We start from the raw sequence: 16,654 nt of genomic DNA on the forward strand, positions 1-16,654 counted from the left end.
TGGATGAGCCACCGCCAGCAACACCGATCAACACGAGGCAAGAACCCCTCTCCCCTTGCGGGAGAGGGTAGGGTTAGGGGTTCATCCCCCGTCGCCCTCCGGCGACGCACTTGCGTAGCCTAGTAGGCGTTGCGCCGATCGAAGAACGCCACCACGGCCGTCCTCGCGATGATCCGCAGGTCCAGGGCGAGGCTCCAGTTGCGCAGGTATTCCAGGTCCAGGCGGACGCGCTCGGCCATCTTCTCGGTCGTGTCGGTCTCGCCGCGGCTGCCGTTGACCTGGGCCCAGCCGGTGATGCCGGGGCGGACCTTGTGGCGGACCATGTAGGCCTTGATCAGCTCGCGGTACTGCTCGTTGTGGGCCAGCGCATGCGGGCGTGGGCCGACGATGCTCATGCGGCCTTGAAGCACGTTGATGAACTGCGGCAGCTCGTCCAGCGAGGTGCGGCGCAGGAAGCGGCCGAAGGGGGTGATGCGGTCGTCGTCGCGGGTGGCCTGGCGCACCACGGCGCCGTTGTCCATCGTCGTCATCGAGCGGAACTTGTAGACCACGATCTCGCGGCCGTCGAGGCCGTGGCGGCGCTGGCGGAAGAACACCGGTCCGGGTGAGCTGAGGCGGATGACCAGCGCGATCAGCACCATCAGCGGCGCGATCAGCAGCAGGATCAGCGTGGCCAGCACGAGGTCGCTGGCGCGCTTGAGCAGCGCGTTGGTGCCGATGAACGGGCTTTCCAGCAGGCCGACCACCGGCACGCCGTCGATGTTGCGGACACGTCCCTGGATGACCTGCACGCGCATCACGTCGGGCACGAAGTAGACCGTGCAGGCGGCGTCCTGCAGCGCGCCGACCAGCCGGGTGATGCGGGGCTGCGCGCCCAGCGGCAGCGTGATGTAGGCGTCGCGCACGCCCAGGCGCTCGATGACGTCGCCGATCTGTGCGAGCGTGCCCTGGATGTCATCGGCGCGCACGCCCGGCACGCGTTCGAGGTCGCGGTCCTCGATGTAGCCGACAAAGTCGTAGCCGACCGCCGACCGGTTGCGCAGCACCGCCGCCATGCGCTGGCCGACCTCGCCGGCGCCGATCACCAGTGCGGCGCGGCGCAGGGCCGGGTTGCGGGCCATGCGGCGCAAGAGGGCATGGCCCGACAGCGCCAGGCCCAGGTGCAGCAGCGGCACCACCAGCAGCCAGGCGACCAGCACCTCGGGCGTGTAGAAGTGGATCGAGTCGGTCGCGAAGCCCACCAGCGCCAGCACGCTGCAGACCACCAGCCAGGACGAGACGATGCCCTGCAAGGCGGCCAGCGGCGCGACGTGGAAGCGGTTGGTGCCGGGAAAGGTCAGCACCAGCACGCCCAGGCTGAGCAACTGCGTGGCGCGGTCGATGCGTTCGCCGGCCAGTGCGGTGATGACCAGCAGCGCCAGCACCGACAGCAGCGGTTCGGCGATGCCGGCCACGAAGCTGGTGATGGACTGCGGCTGCGTCGGCGCGAAGCCGTGCGGGCTGCGCGAGATGCGCTCGCGCGGCGCGGGCGATGCCGGGCGCGCGGGAATGGCCGCCGGCTCGGCCGCAGGCGCGGAGGCCTCGGCCGGGGCGGTCATCTCGGAGCTGTCCCTCATGGCGCGTGCAGGTCGTCGGGCCCGGGCCCGCAGTTCAGACGACCGGATTTTCGTCGGCGCCGACGCCGGTCCGCCGCGCGCGGCCGGGAGTTTGACCGAGCTTCGACGAAATCTGCACGGCCGGCCGGCCGCGTCGTCAGATGACGCGCCCGAACCACGCCACGCTGAGCCCGCAGGCCAGCATCACCAGCAGGCCGGCGGCACCGGCCACCAGCGCGCTGATCTCGGTTTCCTTGCGCTCGAACACCAGCCGGCTGCTGAGCGTGTCGTAGACCTTCTTCAGGTCGCTGGCGCTGCCGGCGTAGAAGTACTCGGCCTGGGTCAGGTTGGCGACGTTCTTCAGCGTCGCCTCGTCCAGCCGGACCCGCATGCTCCAGCCCTCGAAGCCGATGATCTCGCCGTTGGTGGTGCCGAAGCCGACGGTGTAGACCTTCACGCCCCGGTCGGCGGCCAGCTTGGCCGCGTCCATCGGGTCCATGCCGGTGGTCCGCTGCCCGTCGGTCAGCAGGATGATGGCCGCCGAGCCGTAGCTGCCCGGCGCAACCGGCTTGAACCCGTCCTGCGCCTGTTTCTCGGCGCCCAGCGGCTTGGGCATGCGGCGCTCGCCGGTGATCTCCGACAGGTCGATGCCGGCTTCGGGGAACAGCGTCGCCAGGCTCAGCACGATGCCGCTGCCGATGGCGGTGCCGCGCTGCAGCTGGAAGCGGTCGATCGCGGCGATGACGTCCTCGCGGCTGTGGGTCGGCGCCTGCACGACGGCGGCCGTGCCGGCGAAGCTGACGACGCCCACGCGCACATGCCGGGGCAGGTCCTGCACGAAGGCCTTGGCCGCGTTCTGCGAGGCGACCAGCCGGTTCGGCTCGACGTCGGTCGCGCGCATGCTGCCCGACACGTCCATCGCCAGCAGCAGCGTCTGGTCGCGCAGCGGCAGCGTCAGCACCGCCACCGGCCGGGCCAGACCGGCCAGCAGCAGCAGCAGCGCCAGCCCGATCAGGGCCGGCGGGACATGACGCCGCCACGCGCCGCCGGGGCCGGCCGCCTGCCGGATCAGGCCCAGGCTGGCGACCCGCACGACCTGGCGCTTGCGCCGCCGCAGCAGCCACCAGTAGGCCAGCACGATCAGCGGCCACAGCAGCAGCGCCCACAGCAGGCTGGGCCAGAGGAAGCTCAGCGGCGCGTGCTGCAGCAGGGATTCGAGGGTCGGGTTCATCGGGGCCTCGGCGTCGCGGGGGAGGTCGGTGACGTGGACGGTGACGTGTTCGGGGTCGGGCCCGGCCGGCGGCCCCCGGCCAGCGCCGATCCGGCCGCACCCTGGCGTTGCCGGACCCGGCGCAGGTCCAGGAAGCGGCGCAGCGTGTCGAGCAGCGGTTCGGCGGTGTCGAGTTCCAGCGTGTCGACGCCGGCCGCCGTCAGCCCTTGCCTCAAGGCGGTTTCGCGCTCGGCGGCCAGCGCGGCATGGCGCGCGCGCAGGGCCGGGTCGTCGGTGTCGATCAGCAGTTCGTCGCCGCTTTCGGCGTCGCGCAGCAGCACCAGGCCCATCGCCGGCAAGGTGTGCTCGGACGGATCGCCCAGCCGCACCGCGACGACGTCATGGCGCAAGGCGAGGCGCGCCAGCGGCGCCTGCCAGCCGGGCTGGCTGATGAAGTCCGAGACGACGACGACCGTGGTGCGGCGGCGCAGGCGGTGTTCGGCGGCGATCAGCAGGTCGGCCAGGCGGGTCGATTCGGCCGCATCGGTCGGCGCGCCCGCAGCGGGCTGCCGGCGCCGGAACCAGCCCGACGAGCCGGCCGGACGCGGGGCCGTCGACCGGGCCGGCGCCTTCGCCGCGTCGACCGAACGGGCCATGCGCGAGATCAGCTGCAGCACCTGGCTGCGTCCGCCGCGTGCGGGCAGTTCCTCGGCGCGCTGGTCGGCCTGGCGGTAGATCTGCGCGCCGATGCGGTGGCCGGCGCGGGTGTAGAGCCGTGCCAGCAGGGCGACCAGCTCGGTGGCGACCTGCTGCTTGGTGCGGACCTCGGCCTCGCCGGCGCGCAGCACCGATCCCCAGTTGACCGACGCGCTGAGGTCCAGCAGGAACACCGCCGTCATGTCGCGGTCCTCCTGGAACTGGCGCACGTGCGGCTGGTCGACCCGGGCGGTGACGTTCCAGTCGATGTGGCGCACGTCGTCGTGCGGCTGGTACTCGCGCAGGTCGGCCAGATCGAGGCCGGCGCCGCGCATCAGCGTCCGGCAGTCGCCCTGCAGCAGGCCGTCGAGGCGGCGCAGCACGGTCCATTCGAGCCGCCGCAACAGCGCATCGGCCGGGCCGATGGCGGCGCTGGCGCGGTGGGCGTCGACCGGCCCGGACGGGCTCGGCAAGGCGCCATCGGCGGTTGACGGTCCCGTGCCGGCAGCGGTCTTCCGACGCGGCCAGACCAGCCCGAGCAGGCGCTCATGCAGATGCTGGCGGACGGGGTTGCGGGCCACCGTCAGGCCCCTTCGGCATGGGCCAGCGGACGCGGCGGCGCGGGCAGGTGGTCCAGCATGCGGCGGATCAGCGCATCGGCGTCCAGGCCCTCGGCCAGCGCCTCGTAGCTCAGCACCAGGCGGTGGCGCAGCACGTCGGGCACCAGGTCGACCAGGTCCTCGGGCAGCGCGTAGCTGCGGCCCCGCAGCATCGCCAGCGCGCGGGCGCCTTCGACCAGGCCGATGGTGGCGCGCGGGCTGGCGCCGAAGGCCAGCAGCGGTGCCAGCGACGGCAGGCCGCCGCGCACCGGATCGCGTCCGAGCGAGACCAGCTTGACGGCGTACTGCACCAGCGACGGGTCGACGTAGACCTCGCGGCAGGCCTTCTGCAGCGCCGACAGCTGGCCGGTGTCGGCCACCGCCGCGACCGCCACGGCCGCGCCGGTAACCCGCTGGACGATCACGAACTCCTCTTCCTCGCTCGGGTAGCCGACCAGCACCTTCATCATGAAGCGGTCGACCTGCGCCTCGGGCAGCGGGTAGGTGCCTTCGGTCTCGATCGGGTTCTGCGTGGCCATCACCAGGAAGGGCTCGGGCACCTTGTGGCTGACGCCCGCGATCGTCACCTGGCGTTCCTGCATCACCTCCAGCAGGGCGCTCTGCACCTTGGCCGGCGCGCGGTTGATCTCGTCGGCCAGCAGCAGGTTGGTGAAGACGGGGCCCAGCGCGGTGCTGAACTCGCCGCTCTTCTGGCTGTAGATGCGGGTACCGACCAGGTCGGCCGGCACCAGGTCGGGCGTGAACTGGATGCGCTTGAACTGGCCGTGCACCGCCTGCGCCAGCGTCTTGACGGTCAGCGTCTTGGCCAGCCCGGGCACGCCCTCGACCAGCAGGTGACCCTGCGCGAGCATCGCCACCATCACCCGTTCGAGGAAGTTGTCCTGGCCGACCACCACCTTCTTGACCTCGTAGAGGATGCGCTCCATCAGCGCGGCGGGGTCGTCGGGGGCGGCGACGGGCAGGTCCTGCGGGCGATCGGTCATGGTGGTCCTCGGGTCGAGTCGGGATCGGATCGGGTCAGAACGGCGGGAAGCCGACCGCACCGGCCGCGCTCTCGATCGTCACGGCGAAGCCGATGCCGATGAAGGTGCGCGCGGGGGTCGGGTTGAGGATGGCGGTGACGATGCCCACCACCTCGCCCTGGGCGTTGACGAGCGGCCCGCCGGAGTTGCCGGGGTTGGCGGCGGCGTCGAACTGGATCAGCTTGCTGAGCGTCTGGCGACCTTCCGGCGAGCGGAACTCGCGGTCCAGTCCGGACACCACGCCGGCCGACACGCTCGGCCCGATGCCGAAGGGGTAGCCCACCGCCACGACCGTGTCACCGAGCCCGAGATCTCCGCTGCCGCGCAGCGTGGCCGGCTGCAGGTCGTCGGGGATCTTGCTGGCCTTGAGCACCGCCAGATCCTGGTGCGGTTGCACGCTGACGATGCGGGCCTCGGCTTCCATGCCGTTCCAGAAGGTCACGGTGACGCGGCGGGCGCCCTCGATGACGTGGTAGTTGGTCAGGATCACGCCGGTCTCGACGATCACCACGCCGGTGCCGACGCCGCGGCGGTGGTGGCCGTTGTCCTCGTCGTCGTCGCCCGCCGTGGGCTTGGCGACCTTGCCGCCCGGCCGCAGCTTGCCGCCCGGGCCGGGCACCAGCGGCTTCTGGCGTGGTGCGCCTGCGGCCTTGGACGACGGCGACTCGGTGTCGTCGTCCGACTGCGCGACCACCCGCACGACGGACGGCAGGATCTTGTCGGCGGCCTTGCGCGTGGCGGCGGTCAGCGGCTGGGTGTCGAGCGTCTGCAGCACCGCGCGGTCGATGTCCTGTTGCGTGATGACCGGCGGTGCGTGGCGCACCTGCCACTGCCAGGCGCCGAGCATCGCCAGCGCCATCAGCGCCCAGGCGCCCCACATCGCGGCGGGGGTCTGCAGCCAGGTCTTCAGGCGTTGCAGGCGGCCCGGGCGGGCTTGCGCATCGGTGGGTGCGGTCGTGTCGGACGAGGTAGACGGCTGCGCCGCCGTGCTCGCCTGATCGGCGGCGAGCGCTCCGGCCGCTCGGCTGTACCTGGGTCTGCGTGTCATCGGCACCCCTGCGCCAACCGCCCCGGCCGGCATGGCTGCAAGTTAGCACGCCACGCTTGGGCTTGCCAGTCCGGGGCCGACCGGGCGGGGCGGCGGCATCATCGCGGCATGTCTGCCACCGCACCCGTGCCGACCTGGATCGACACCCATTGCCACCTCGATGCCGACGAGTTCGCGCCCGACCGCGACGCCGTGCACGCCCGCAGCCGCGCGGCCGGCGTCGCCTGCCTGGTGATCCCGGCCGTCGCCAGCCGCTGGCTGGACGCGGTGCGCGCGCTGGCGCACCGGCACGGCGACACCTATGCGCTGGGCTTGCATCCGCTCTACGTGGCCGACGAGCCGGATGACGCGCTGGAGCGGCTGGCCGGCGCGCTGCGGGCGTCGATCGACGATCCGCAGCTGGTCGCCGTCGGCGAGATCGGCATCGACGGCTTCGTGCCAGGCCTGGACGCGGCGCTTCAGGAGCGTTTCTATGCCGCCCAGCTCGACCTGGCCGTGGCGTTCGACTTGCCGGTGATCCTGCACGTGCGGCGTTCAGCCGACCTGCTGCTCCAGCAGCTGCGGCGCCGGCCGCGGCTGCGCGGTGGCATCGCCCATGCGTTCAACGGCAGTGACACGCAGGCGCGTGCCTTCGTCGACCTGGGTTTCAAGCTTGGCTTCGGCGGCGCGCTGACCTTCGACCGCGCGCTGCAGATCCGCCGCCTGGCCGCCAGCCTGCCGGCCGAGGCGCTGGTGCTGGAGACCGACGCGCCCGACATCCCGCCGCACTGGCTCTACCGCACGGCGGCCGAGCGGGCGGCCGGTGCGGTCTCGCGCAACGAGCCAGCCGAACTGCCCCGCATCGCGGCTGAGCTGGCGGCGCTGCGCGGGCTGTCGACCGCCGAGCTGGCGGCGCTGACGACCGCCAACGCCCGCGCCGCGCTGCCCAGGCTGGCCGCGTGGCTGGACCGGCATGGCTGAGGCCGGCCCCCGCCTGGTCGGCCTGGCGCCGGTGGTCGACGCCGACACGCGCGTGCTGGTGCTGGGCAGCTTCCCGGGTGCGGCGTCGCTGGCGGCGCAGCAGTACTACGCTCATCCGCGCAACCAGTTCTGGCCGATCCTGGGCGCGCTGTGGGGTGTCGACATCGCGACCTTCGACTACCCGCAGCGGCTGGCGCTGGCGCGGTCGCACGGGCTCGGCCTCTGGGACGTCCACGCGGCCTGCCGGCGCGAGGGCAGCCTCGACAGCGCGATCGAGGCGGCCGAGCCCAACGACCTGATCGGCCTGGCCCGCCGCCTGCCGAAGCTGCAGGCGCTGGCGCACAACGGCGGCGAGTCGGCCCGCTCGATGCGCGTCACCCGCTCGCTGGGCCTGCCGGTGCACCGCCTGCCGTCGACCAGCCCGGCCCACGCCAGCTGGTCGTTCGAGCGCAAGCTGGCGGCCTGGGCGGCCGTGCTGGCGCCGCTTACGATCGATGCTGAACCACCGACAAGGACCCCGTGAGCGACCAACGTGATCCCACCCCGACGGCCGAGACACGGCCGCGCTCCCGCCGCAGCAACGGCAAGCCGCCCGAGGCGTCCGTCTCCGAATTCGACGGCGTGCGCTACCTGCACCTGGGCCACACGCCCTGGGTCCAGGGCGCCATGCGGGTGCGCAAGCCGCGCGTGATCGAGCTGGAGTACGTGCGCCGCATGATGTCCTGGCTGCTGCTGCACGACCCGGCGCGATGGGACGGTGATGCGCCCGAGCTGCACACCGCGCAGCTGGGCCTGGGCGCGGCCACGCTGACCCGCTACTGCCACGGTGAACTGGGCCTGCGCGCGACCGCCGTCGAGCTGAACCCGCAGGTCATCGCGGCCTGCCGCCAGTGGTTCCGCCTGCCGGCCAACGACGAGCGCCTGACCGTCGTCTACGGCGATGCCGGCGACTGGGTCCGCGATGCCGCGAATGCCGGCACGGTCGACGCGCTGTGTGTCGACCTCTACGACCACCAGGCCGCCGCGCCGGTGCTGGACGACGTCGACTTCTACGCCGCCTGCCACGCCTGCCTGGCGCCGGGTGGCGTGCTGAGCGTCAACCTGTTCGGCCGCAGCTCGAAGTTCGCGCGCAGCGCCCGCCGGATCGAGTCGGTGTTCGCCGAAGGCGGCGGCAGCGTGCGCGTGGTCGCGGCGACCGAGGAGGGCAACACCGTCGTGCTGGCGCTCAAGGGCGAGGACTGGCCCGATGCGGCCGTGCTGGCCGACCGCGCCCGCGTCATCGAGGCCCGCACCGGGCTGGACGCACCGCTGTGGACGCGGCTGCTGCGCCGGGTGCCGGCCGAACGCGCGGCCAAGGCTGCGGCGACGTCGGACCCGGCTGACGGCCCTTCGAACGTCTGACGAGGGAAGAACGCGATGACCACCTCACGCGATGGCGGTTCCGGCAAGGGGCCGGGTCCGGGCGCCGGGACCGACGGCCGCCCGCCGGCGCGACGGGTCCACCTGGCCTCGTCCAGCGAGACGAGCCGCCCGGCCGGCGGCCCGCTGACCTGGCGCCAGCTGGTCGGCTGGCTGCTGGAGGACGGCGTGGTCAGCGCCGCCGAGGCCGCCACGCTGGCCCAGCGCCTGACCGGCAGCAGCAGCCTGCATCCGCTGGTCCGGCTGGCTGGCGCCGGCCTGCGTCATGCCCGCAACGGCGAGGCACTGGACGTCGAGGCGCTGACCCGCTGGCTGGCTCATCGCATGAGCCTGCCCTACCTGCGCATCGATCCGCTGAAGGTCGACGTGGCGCGTGTCACCGAGGTCATGTCGGCCGGCTATGCCGAGAAGCGCCGCATCCTGCCGGTGCAGGTCGGACCGCAGGAGGTCACGGTGGCGACCTGCGAGCCGCTGGAGGTCGACTGGGTGCCCGAGATCGCGGCGCACACCCGCAAGACCGTCCGGCTGGTGCTGGCCAACCCGGGCGACATCACCCGCTACACGAGCGACTTCTACAGCGTCGCGCGCTCGGTCCGCAACGCCCAGAAGAGCGGCGAGATCAGCGCCATCGCCAGCTTCGAGCAGCTGGTCGACATGGGCTCGTCCAAGCCGCTCGATGCCAACGACCAGGGCGTCGTGCAGCTGGTCGACTGGTTGTGGAACTACGCCTTCGAGCAGCGCGCATCGGACATCCACGTCGAGCCCCGGCGCGACCAGGGCGTGATCCGGCTGCGCATCGACGGCGTGCTGCACACCGTCTACCACCTGCCGTCGACGGTGATGTCGGCGGTGACCGCGCGCATCAAGCTGCTCGGCCGCATGGACGTGGTCGAGCGACGGCGCGCCCAGGACGGCCGCATCAAGACCCGCAGCCCGCGTGGCGATGAGATCGAGATGCGGCTGTCGACCTTGCCGACGGCCTTCGGCGAGAAGCTGGTGATGCGCATCTTCGACCCCGAGACGGCGGTGCAGCCGGTCGAGGCGCTGGGCTTCGCGGCACCGGACGCGCAGCGCTGGCAGCAGCTGGTCGGCCAGCCGCACGGGATCATCCTGGTCACCGGCCCGACCGGCAGTGGCAAGACGACCACGCTGTACGCGACGCTCAAGGGCCTGGCGACCGACGAGGTCAACGTCTGCACGGTCGAGGATCCGATCGAGATGATCGAGCCCTCGTTCAACCAGACCCAGGTGCAGCCCGGGCTGGACCTCGACTTCGCGGCCTGCGTGCGCACGCTGATGCGGCAGGACCCGGACATCATCATGGTCGGCGAGATCCGCGATCTCGAGACCGCCGAGATGGCCGTGCAGGCCGCTCTGACCGGCCACCTCGTCTTCAGCACCTTGCACACCAACGACGCGGCCAGCGCCATCACCCGGCTGCTCGACCTGGGTGTGCCGGCCTACCTGCTCAACGCCACCGTGATCGGCGTGCTGGCCCAGCGGCTGGTGCGACAGCTGTGCATGGCCTGCCGGCAGAGCGACACGGCGGTCACGCCCGCCCTGCTGCAGGCGGCCATGCCGGGCCTGACGGTGGGCGAGGAGGGTGCGCCGTTCCGGCCGCAGAAGCCGATCGGCTGCGAGGCCTGCCGGCAGACCGGCTACCGCGGTCGACGCGGCCTGTTCGAGCTGATGCTGCTGTCGCCGGAGCTGCGTGCGGTGGTGCAGGAACAACCCGACCTGACCCGCATCCGCCGCCAGTCGCTGCGCGAAGGGTTGCTGCCGCTGCGCCTGGCCGGGCTGCGCCAGGTCGCGGCCGGCCACACCACGATGGAAGAGGTGCTGCGCTCGACGCCGGCATGGGACGCCTGACGCGGCGTTGTCCAGCGTTCTCCGCTAAGTGGAATCCACACCGGGGGGTGCAAGGGCGGTTCCTAGAATCGCTTGGCATCTGGATTCCAACTAGAGGAGACTCGTTCATGCAAATCAAGAGCCAGAAGGATTTCTGGTCCGGGCTGATGTTCATCGTGGTGGGCATCGCATTCGCGTGGGGCTCGCTGAACTACAGCTTCGGCAGCTCGGCCCGCCCCGGTCCGGCCTACTTCCCCTTCGGCCTGGGCGTGCTCATGGCCATCCTGGGCGCCTTCGTGCTGTTCGGCGCGATGACCATCGAGACGGAGGACGGCGACCGCATCGGTCCGTGGGCCTGGCGCCCGCTGATCATCATGATCCTGGCGCTGGTCATCTTCGGCGTCGCCCTGCCGCGCCTGGGCATGGTCATCACGCTGCCGCTGCTCGTGTTCATCGTGTCGCTGGCCGGTGACGAGTTCCACTGGAAGGATGCGCTGCTGAACGCCACCATCCTGACCGCCATGTCGTGGGTCGTGTTCGTCAAGGGCCTGAGCCTGACGATCCCGGTCTGGCCGACGATCTTTGCCGCTGCGGCCGGCGCCTGAGGAGAGACCCGTCATGGAACTGCTGCACAACCTCTCGCTCGGCTTCGGCGTCGCGTTCACCTGGATCAACCTGGCCTACGCCTTCGGTGGCGCCGTGCTCGGCACCCTGATCGGCGTGCTGCCCGGCCTCGGCCCGGTCGCCACCATCGCGATGCTGCTGCCGTCGATCTACTCGCTCGACGCCACGCCCGCGCTGATCATGCTGGCCGGCATCTACTACGGCGCCCAGTACGGCGGCTCGACCACCGCGATCCTGATCAATGTGCCCGGTGAGGCCTCGTCGGTCGTCACCGCGCTGGACGGCTACCAGATGGCCCGTCGCGGTCGCGCCGGTGCGGCGCTGGCTGCCGCCGGCCTGGGCTCGTTCTTCGCCGGCTGCGTCGGCACCATCATCATCGCGGCCTTCGCGCCGCCGCTGACCGAACTGGCCTTCAAGTTCGGCCCGGCCGAGTACTTCAGCCTGATGGTGCTGGGCCTGATCGGTGCCGTCGTGCTGGCCTCGGGCTCGCTGCTCAAGGCCATCTCGATGATCATCCTCGGCCTGCTGCTCGGCCAGATCAACACCGACGTGATCTCGGGCGTGCCGCGCTTCAGCTTCGACATCCCCGAGCTGACCGACGGCATCGGCTTCGTCACGATCGCGATGGGCGTGTTCGGCTTCGGCGAGATCATCACCAACCTGGGCCGTCCGGCCGAGCACCGCGAGGTCTTCACCAAGGACGTCAAGGGCCTGTGGCCGACGCTGCAGGACTTCAAGGATGCGACCCCCGCCGTGCTGCGCGGCACCGCGCTGGGCTCGATCCTGGGCGTGCTGCCCGGTGGTGGTGCACTGCTGGCCTCGTTCGCCGCGTACACGGTCGAGAAGAAGACCCGCGGCCGTGCCGGCGAGGTGCCGTTCGGCCAGGGCAACATCCGCGGCGTTGCCGGTCCGGAATCGGCCAACAACGCCGGTGCGCAGACCAGCTTCATCCCAATGCTGACCCTGGGCATCCCGCCCAACGCGGTGATGGCGCTGATGGTCGGCGCGATGACGATCAAGGGCATCCAGCCCGGCCCGCAGGTCATGACCAGCAACCCCGAGCTGTTCTGGGGCCTGATCGCCTCGATGTGGGTCGGCAACGCGATGCTGGTGATCCTGAACCTGCCGCTGATCGGCATCTGGATCAAGCTGCTGACGGTGCCCTACCGCTTCCTGTTCCCGGCCATCGTCGTGTTCTGCTCGATCGGCCTCTACACGCTGAACAACAACAACTTCGACGTGTTCGCGGGAGCCCTGTTCGCGCTGGTCGGCTACGTCTTCTACAAGCTGGGCTGCGAACCCGCCCCGCTGCTGCTGGGCTTCATCCTGGGCCCGATGATGGAAGAGAACCTGCGCCGCGCGCTGCTGCTGTCGCGTGGCGAGTGGGGCACCTTCCTGACCCGCCCGCTGTCGGCCGGCCTGCTGATCGCCGCCGCGCTGATGATCGTGGTGGTGATGCTGCCGTCGATCCGCGCCAAGCGCGAGGAAGCGTTCCAGGAAGAGGACTGACGCTGCACCGGGTGCGGTGCCCTGGCGCCGCGCTCGGCAGAATCGCCGTCTGACCCGGGAGGGCCTCACCGCTGGTGAGGCCCTTCTTCCTTTCACGGAGCCTGGCCCGATGACCCTTCCGACCGCCGCACCCAGCTGGCTGGATCGCATGCCGCCGACCCTGCAGGCGCTGCGCCTGCCGGTCTTCCGCATGTTGTGGCTGGCCTGGCTGGCCGCCAACCTGACGATGTGGATGAACGACGTCGCGGCGGCCTGGCTGATGACCCAGCTGACCGAGAGCGCCGTGATGGTCGCGCTGGTCTCGGCCGCGTCGACCCTGCCGGTGTTCCTGCTCGGCCTGCCCAGCGGCGCGCTGGCCGACATCGTCGACCGCCGGCGCTGGTTTGCCGGCACGCAGCTGTGGGTCGCGAGCGTCGCGGTGCTGCTGGCCACCTTGAGTCTGGCCGACGCGCTCGACGCCCATCTGCTGCTGGCGCTGACCTTTGCCAACGGCATCGGCCTGGCGATGCGCTGGCCGGTGTTCGCCGCGATCGTGCCGGAGATCGTGCCGCGCGAGCGGCTGTCACCGGCGCTGGCCTTGCAGGCGCTGGCGATGAACATCTCGCGCGTGATCGGGCCGGTCATCGCCGGTGCCTTGCTGGCGGCAGCCGGCAGCGCGGCGGTGTTCGTGGTCAACGCGCTGCTGTCGCTGGCGGCCTTCGTGCAGGTGCTGCGCTGGCGCAGCCCGCCGCGCATCAGTGCCTTGCCCGGCGAGCGCTTCGTCGGCGCGATGCGGGTCGGCCTGCAGCACGTGATGCAGAGCCCGCGCATGAAGGCGGTGCTGGTGCGGGTCTTCCTGTTCTTCCTGCAGAGCACGGCACTGACCGCGCTGCTGCCGCTGGTGGCGCGCAAGCTCGGCGGCACAGCCGGGTCCTTCACGCTGCTGGTCTCGTCGATGGGCGTGGGCGCGGTGGTCGCCGCGCTGACCGTGCCGCAGCTGCGCGAGCGCGTCCGCCACGACACCATCGCGCGGGTCGGCACGCTGGTCGTCGCGGCCGTCACCGTCGTGGTGGCCTGGGCGCCGGCGCTGTGGATCGCATCCCTCGCGCTGGTGGTGGCCGGCGTGGCCTGGATCAGCACCGCCAACACGATGACGATGTCGGCCCAGATGGCCTTGCCGAACTGGGTTCGCGCGCGTGGCATGGCGGTCTACCAGATGGCGCTGATGGGCGGTTCGGCGGCGGGTGCCGCGCTGTGGGGCCAGGTGGCCGGGCGCTTCGACATCCGCACGGCGCTGCTGACGGCATCGGCCGCCGGACTGGTCGCGCTGCTGGCCACCCGGCACCTGCGGCTGGAGGGTGAACACGGCGAGGACCTGAGCCCCGTGCCGGCACAGGCGGTGCCGGATCCCGCCTTCGATTTCGAGCCCGAACAGGGGCCGGTGATGGTGACGGTCGAGTACCTGGTCGACCCGGCGCGGGCCGAGGAATTCGGTGCGGTCATGCAGCAGACCCGGCTGGCGCGGATGCGCCAGGGCGCGCTGTCCTGGGGGCTGTTCCGCGACACCGCGCAGCCCGGTCGCTACATCGAGTACTTCGTCGACGAGAACTGGACCGAGCACCTGCGCCGCATGGAGCGTTTCACCGCCGCCGACATCGGCCTGCGCGAGCGGCGGCTGGCCTTCCACATCGGGCCGTCGCTGCCGCGCGTCACCCGCTACCTGGCCGAGGACCTGGGCCGCAGCGCCGCCACGCGATCCTGATCACGGCCTGCAACCGCCGGCTCTGATAATCCGCGCCCAGGAGAACCCCCCATGCACACGATGCACCCCTGGCGCGAGGCGCTGCACAACGAGGTCCATGCACGACCGCAGGAGCGTCTGCATGCGCCGCTGGCGCTGACCCACATCGGCTGGGTCGGCCAGGAGGTCAGCCAGGCCCGCGAGCACCTCAACGAGCTGCTGCGCCGGCGTCACCTGCCGCAGGTCGGGGCCGAGGCCAGCCACCTGAGCGTCGAGCTGGGGCCGCTGCGGCTGCGCTGGGAACGCCATGCCGAGTTCCACACCGCCAGCTTCATCAAGCAGCTGACCGAACCGCCGACGGGCTTCGACCGCATCGCGCTGGCCGAGGTGCCGCATGACTGGCTGCACGCCTTGCCGGGGCAATGGCTGATCGGCATGCACGTGCTGGTGCTGCCGCGTGCCGGGCTGGCGATCAACGACGACGGCGTGCCGGCGCTGGTGCGTGCCAGCCTGGCCGACGACACGCTGGTGGCCAGCCGGGTGATGGACGGCCAGGCCGAGATCTACACCGACTTCCACCTGCATGCCGACGGCTTCGCGCGCTGGCTGGTGGTGGTCGACAAGATGAACCCGCGCCGGCTGGGCCGGGCCGTGCAGCGCGCCATCGAGATCGAGACCTACCGGATGATGGCGCTGCTGGGCCTGCCGGCCGCGCGCGAGGTCGGCGCCACGCTGACCAGCGCCGAACGCGAGCTGGCCGAGGTCGCCGAGGCGATCCGCACGGCCCACCGGTCCGAGGAACCCGAACTGCTGCGCCGTCTGAGCGAGCAGGCGGCGAAGGTCGAGGGCCTCTACGCCCGCACCCATTCGCGTTTCTCGGCGACGACGGCCTACTGGGATCTCGTCCAGCGCCGCATCGCCGAACTGCGCGAGCAGCGCCTGTCGGGCCTGCAGACGCTGGGCGAGTTCATGGACCGGCGACTGCTGCCGGCGATGCAGACCTGCTCGGCGGCCGCGCGCCGGCTGCAGGCGCTGTCCGAGCGCATCTCGCGCGCCAGCAACCTGCTGCGAACCCGCGTCGAGGTCGAACAGCAGCGCAGCAGCCAGGCGCTGCTGGACGCGATGAACAAGCGCCAGGAAGCCCAGCTGCTGCTGCAGAGCGCGGTCGAGGGCCTGTCGGTCGCGGCCATCACCTATTACGGCGCCGGGCTGGTCGGTTATCTCGCCAAGGGCGCCAAGGCCGCCAACCTGCCGGTCGCACCGGACCTGCTGACGGCCGCTGCGGTGCCGCTGATCGCGCTGGCGGTCTGGTGGGGCGTGCGGCGCCTGCACCGCCGCATCCTGTCGTCGGTGTCGGGTGGCTGAACCCATGCAACCCGGCATGTGTCCGTCGCCCCGGCTCTACGCGGTCGTCCCCTGTGCCGGCATCGGCAGCCGGGCCGGCGTCGGCGGTCCGAAGCAATACCACCCGGTCGCCGGCCGGGCGGTGGTCGCGCACACGCTGGCAGCGCTCGCGGCGGTCGACCGGCTGGACGGCGTGATGGTCGTGCTGTCGCCCGACGACGACCGGTTCGAGTCCGCCGTCCCCGATCACCCGGCCGACTGGGCCGTGCGCACCGGTGGCGCCAGCCGCGCCGACAGCGTCTCCGCCGGACTGCAGGCCTTGCTCTCGCGCGGCGCGTCGCCCGACGACTGGGTGCTGGTGCACGATGCGGCGCGGTGCCTGATCCAGCCGTCCTGGGTCGATGCGCTGATCGACGCCTGCCGGCTCGATCCGGTCGGCGGCCTGCTGGCGCTGCCGGTTGCCGACACGCTCAAGCAGGCGGCCGACGACCGGTCGATCGCCACCGTCGACCGGCAGGGCAAGTGGGCTGCCCAGACGCCGCAGATGTTCCGGCTCGGCGTCCTGGCCGACGCGCTGGGGCGGGCGGGCTCGGCGGTGACCGACGAGGCCAGCGCGATCGAGGCGATCGGCCTGTCACCCCGGCTGGTGCCCGGTCACCTCTGCAACGTCAAGGTGACCTGGCCGGGCGATTTCGCGCTGGCCGAATGGCTCCTGCCGGCCCTGCGTGGGCGCGACGGCCTCGTCCCACCCCCTTGAATGCGGGTGGCGCAAACCGGTGGTCGACCTACAGTGGTTGTGGCTGAAGTGTCAGATTTGTCACGTCCGGTGGCTGGCCGGGTGCCCCGTGTCGACCGCTGACGTGGTCATGGACCGGGTCTGAACAGTCGCAAAGTCCTGGATTTGGTCGATTTCACCCACTGAATCTGGCATTACTGACACAAACTCGCACAATTGATGCAGAATTTCGTCACGTTTTTCACGATCGGAGCCGCGTGTGTCGCGCACTGATCTTGACAAATGGGAATTGATGCCATTTTC

General features: G+C 71.4%; 14 protein-coding genes. 9 read left to right on the plus strand and 5 right to left on the minus strand.

Annotated features, from left to right (window positions below; all coding sequences use genetic code 11):
* Positions 1-119 precede the first annotated feature (119 nt).
* From ACWA7K_RS06640 to ACWA7K_RS06660, 5 genes are all read right to left on the minus strand, one after another.
* Positions 120-1,616 carry an undecaprenyl-phosphate glucose phosphotransferase gene (locus ACWA7K_RS06640; protein WP_456166863.1) on the minus strand — a complete coding sequence of 499 codons (1,497 nt, stop codon included), beginning with the start codon at positions 1,614-1,616 and terminating at the stop codon, positions 120-122.
* A 136-nt stretch (positions 1,617-1,752) separates the two neighbouring features.
* Positions 1,753-2,826: a VWA domain-containing protein gene (locus tag ACWA7K_RS06645; RefSeq protein WP_456166865.1), complete on the minus strand. Its 1,074-nt coding sequence runs from the start codon at positions 2,824-2,826 to the stop codon at positions 1,753-1,755.
* Positions 2,823-3,974, minus strand: coding sequence for a DUF58 domain-containing protein (locus tag ACWA7K_RS06650; protein ID WP_456210459.1), 1,152 nt, complete (start codon positions 3,972-3,974; stop codon positions 2,823-2,825). Before ACWA7K_RS06650 ends, ACWA7K_RS06645 begins: the two co-directional genes overlap by 4 nt.
* 110 nt (positions 3,975-4,084) lie before the next feature.
* The gene (locus ACWA7K_RS06655) at positions 4,085-5,104 is read right to left on the minus strand and encodes an AAA family ATPase (protein ID WP_456166867.1); all 1,020 of its coding nucleotides are present in this window, start codon (positions 5,102-5,104) and stop codon (positions 4,085-4,087) included.
* Between the two features lie 34 nt (positions 5,105-5,138).
* A complete protein-coding gene (locus tag ACWA7K_RS06660; RefSeq protein WP_456166869.1) occupies positions 5,139-6,191 on the minus strand; it encodes a S1C family serine protease in 1,053 nt (350 codons plus the stop codon).
* Positions 6,192-6,299: 108 nt separating this feature from the next.
* Here ACWA7K_RS06660 and ACWA7K_RS06665 point away from each other — a divergent pair, with 108 nt between their 5' ends.
* From ACWA7K_RS06665 to ispD, 9 genes are all read left to right on the plus strand, one after another.
* Positions 6,300-7,151 carry a TatD family hydrolase gene (locus tag ACWA7K_RS06665; RefSeq protein WP_456166871.1) on the plus strand — a complete coding sequence of 284 codons (852 nt, stop codon included), beginning with the start codon at positions 6,300-6,302 and terminating at the stop codon, positions 7,149-7,151.
* The gene (locus ACWA7K_RS06670; RefSeq protein ID WP_456166873.1) at positions 7,144-7,674 is read left to right on the plus strand and encodes a DNA-deoxyinosine glycosylase; all 531 of its coding nucleotides are present in this window, start codon (positions 7,144-7,146) and stop codon (positions 7,672-7,674) included. Before ACWA7K_RS06665 ends, ACWA7K_RS06670 begins: the two co-directional genes overlap by 8 nt.
* Positions 7,671-8,552, plus strand: coding sequence for a spermine/spermidine synthase domain-containing protein (locus ACWA7K_RS06675; protein ID WP_456166875.1), 882 nt, complete (start codon positions 7,671-7,673; stop codon positions 8,550-8,552). The genes ACWA7K_RS06670 and ACWA7K_RS06675 overlap by 4 nt, the downstream gene beginning before the upstream one ends.
* 15 nt (positions 8,553-8,567) lie before the next feature.
* Positions 8,568-10,439, plus strand: a complete 1,872-nt coding sequence (locus tag ACWA7K_RS06680) for a GspE/PulE family protein (protein ID WP_456166877.1) — start codon at positions 8,568-8,570, stop codon at positions 10,437-10,439.
* Positions 10,440-10,546: 107 nt separating this feature from the next.
* Positions 10,547-11,023: a tripartite tricarboxylate transporter TctB family protein gene (locus ACWA7K_RS06685; protein ID WP_456166879.1), complete on the plus strand. Its 477-nt coding sequence runs from the start codon at positions 10,547-10,549 to the stop codon at positions 11,021-11,023.
* Between the two features lie 13 nt (positions 11,024-11,036).
* Positions 11,037-12,551 carry a tripartite tricarboxylate transporter permease gene (locus ACWA7K_RS06690; RefSeq protein WP_456166880.1) on the plus strand — a complete coding sequence of 505 codons (1,515 nt, stop codon included), beginning with the start codon at positions 11,037-11,039 and terminating at the stop codon, positions 12,549-12,551.
* A 109-nt stretch (positions 12,552-12,660) separates the two neighbouring features.
* Positions 12,661-14,292 (plus strand): MFS transporter, encoded by a 1,632-nt coding sequence (locus tag ACWA7K_RS06695; protein ID WP_456166882.1) that lies wholly within the window; start codon positions 12,661-12,663, stop codon positions 14,290-14,292.
* Positions 14,293-14,343: 51 nt separating this feature from the next.
* Positions 14,344-15,636 carry a DUF3422 family protein gene (locus ACWA7K_RS06700; protein WP_456166884.1) on the plus strand — a complete coding sequence of 431 codons (1,293 nt, stop codon included), beginning with the start codon at positions 14,344-14,346 and terminating at the stop codon, positions 15,634-15,636.
* Between the two features lie 16 nt (positions 15,637-15,652).
* The gene (gene ispD / locus ACWA7K_RS06705; protein WP_456166886.1) at positions 15,653-16,372 is read left to right on the plus strand and encodes a 2-C-methyl-D-erythritol 4-phosphate cytidylyltransferase; all 720 of its coding nucleotides are present in this window, start codon (positions 15,653-15,655) and stop codon (positions 16,370-16,372) included.
* Positions 16,373-16,654 lie beyond the last annotated feature (282 nt).

The organism is Leptothrix mechoopdaensis (SeqCode), from assembly GCF_053893855.1.

Excerpts from the sequence above, each read along its gene's own strand:
- ACWA7K_RS06670 (WP_456166873.1), top strand. The coding sequence starts at position 7,144 with ATGGCTGAGGCCGGCCCCCGCCTGGTCGGCCTGGCGCCGGTGGTCGAC.
- ACWA7K_RS06655 (WP_456166867.1), bottom strand. The coding sequence starts at position 5,104 with ATGACCGATCGCCCGCAGGACCTGCCCGTCGCCGCCCCCGACGACCCC.
- ACWA7K_RS06685 (WP_456166879.1), top strand. The coding sequence starts at position 10,547 with ATGCAAATCAAGAGCCAGAAGGATTTCTGGTCCGGGCTGATGTTCATC.
- ispD (WP_456166886.1), top strand. The coding sequence starts at position 15,653 with ATGTGTCCGTCGCCCCGGCTCTACGCGGTCGTCCCCTGTGCCGGCATC.
- ACWA7K_RS06640 (WP_456166863.1), bottom strand. The coding sequence starts at position 1,616 with ATGAGGGACAGCTCCGAGATGACCGCCCCGGCCGAGGCCTCCGCGCCT.
- ACWA7K_RS06680 (WP_456166877.1), top strand. The coding sequence starts at position 8,568 with ATGACCACCTCACGCGATGGCGGTTCCGGCAAGGGGCCGGGTCCGGGC.
- ACWA7K_RS06700 (WP_456166884.1), top strand. The coding sequence starts at position 14,344 with ATGCACACGATGCACCCCTGGCGCGAGGCGCTGCACAACGAGGTCCAT.
- ACWA7K_RS06665 (WP_456166871.1), top strand. The coding sequence starts at position 6,300 with ATGTCTGCCACCGCACCCGTGCCGACCTGGATCGACACCCATTGCCAC.
- ACWA7K_RS06690 (WP_456166880.1), top strand. The coding sequence starts at position 11,037 with ATGGAACTGCTGCACAACCTCTCGCTCGGCTTCGGCGTCGCGTTCACC.
- ACWA7K_RS06645 (WP_456166865.1), bottom strand. The coding sequence starts at position 2,826 with ATGAACCCGACCCTCGAATCCCTGCTGCAGCACGCGCCGCTGAGCTTC.
- ACWA7K_RS06660 (WP_456166869.1), bottom strand. The coding sequence starts at position 6,191 with ATGACACGCAGACCCAGGTACAGCCGAGCGGCCGGAGCGCTCGCCGCC.
- ACWA7K_RS06695 (WP_456166882.1), top strand. The coding sequence starts at position 12,661 with ATGACCCTTCCGACCGCCGCACCCAGCTGGCTGGATCGCATGCCGCCG.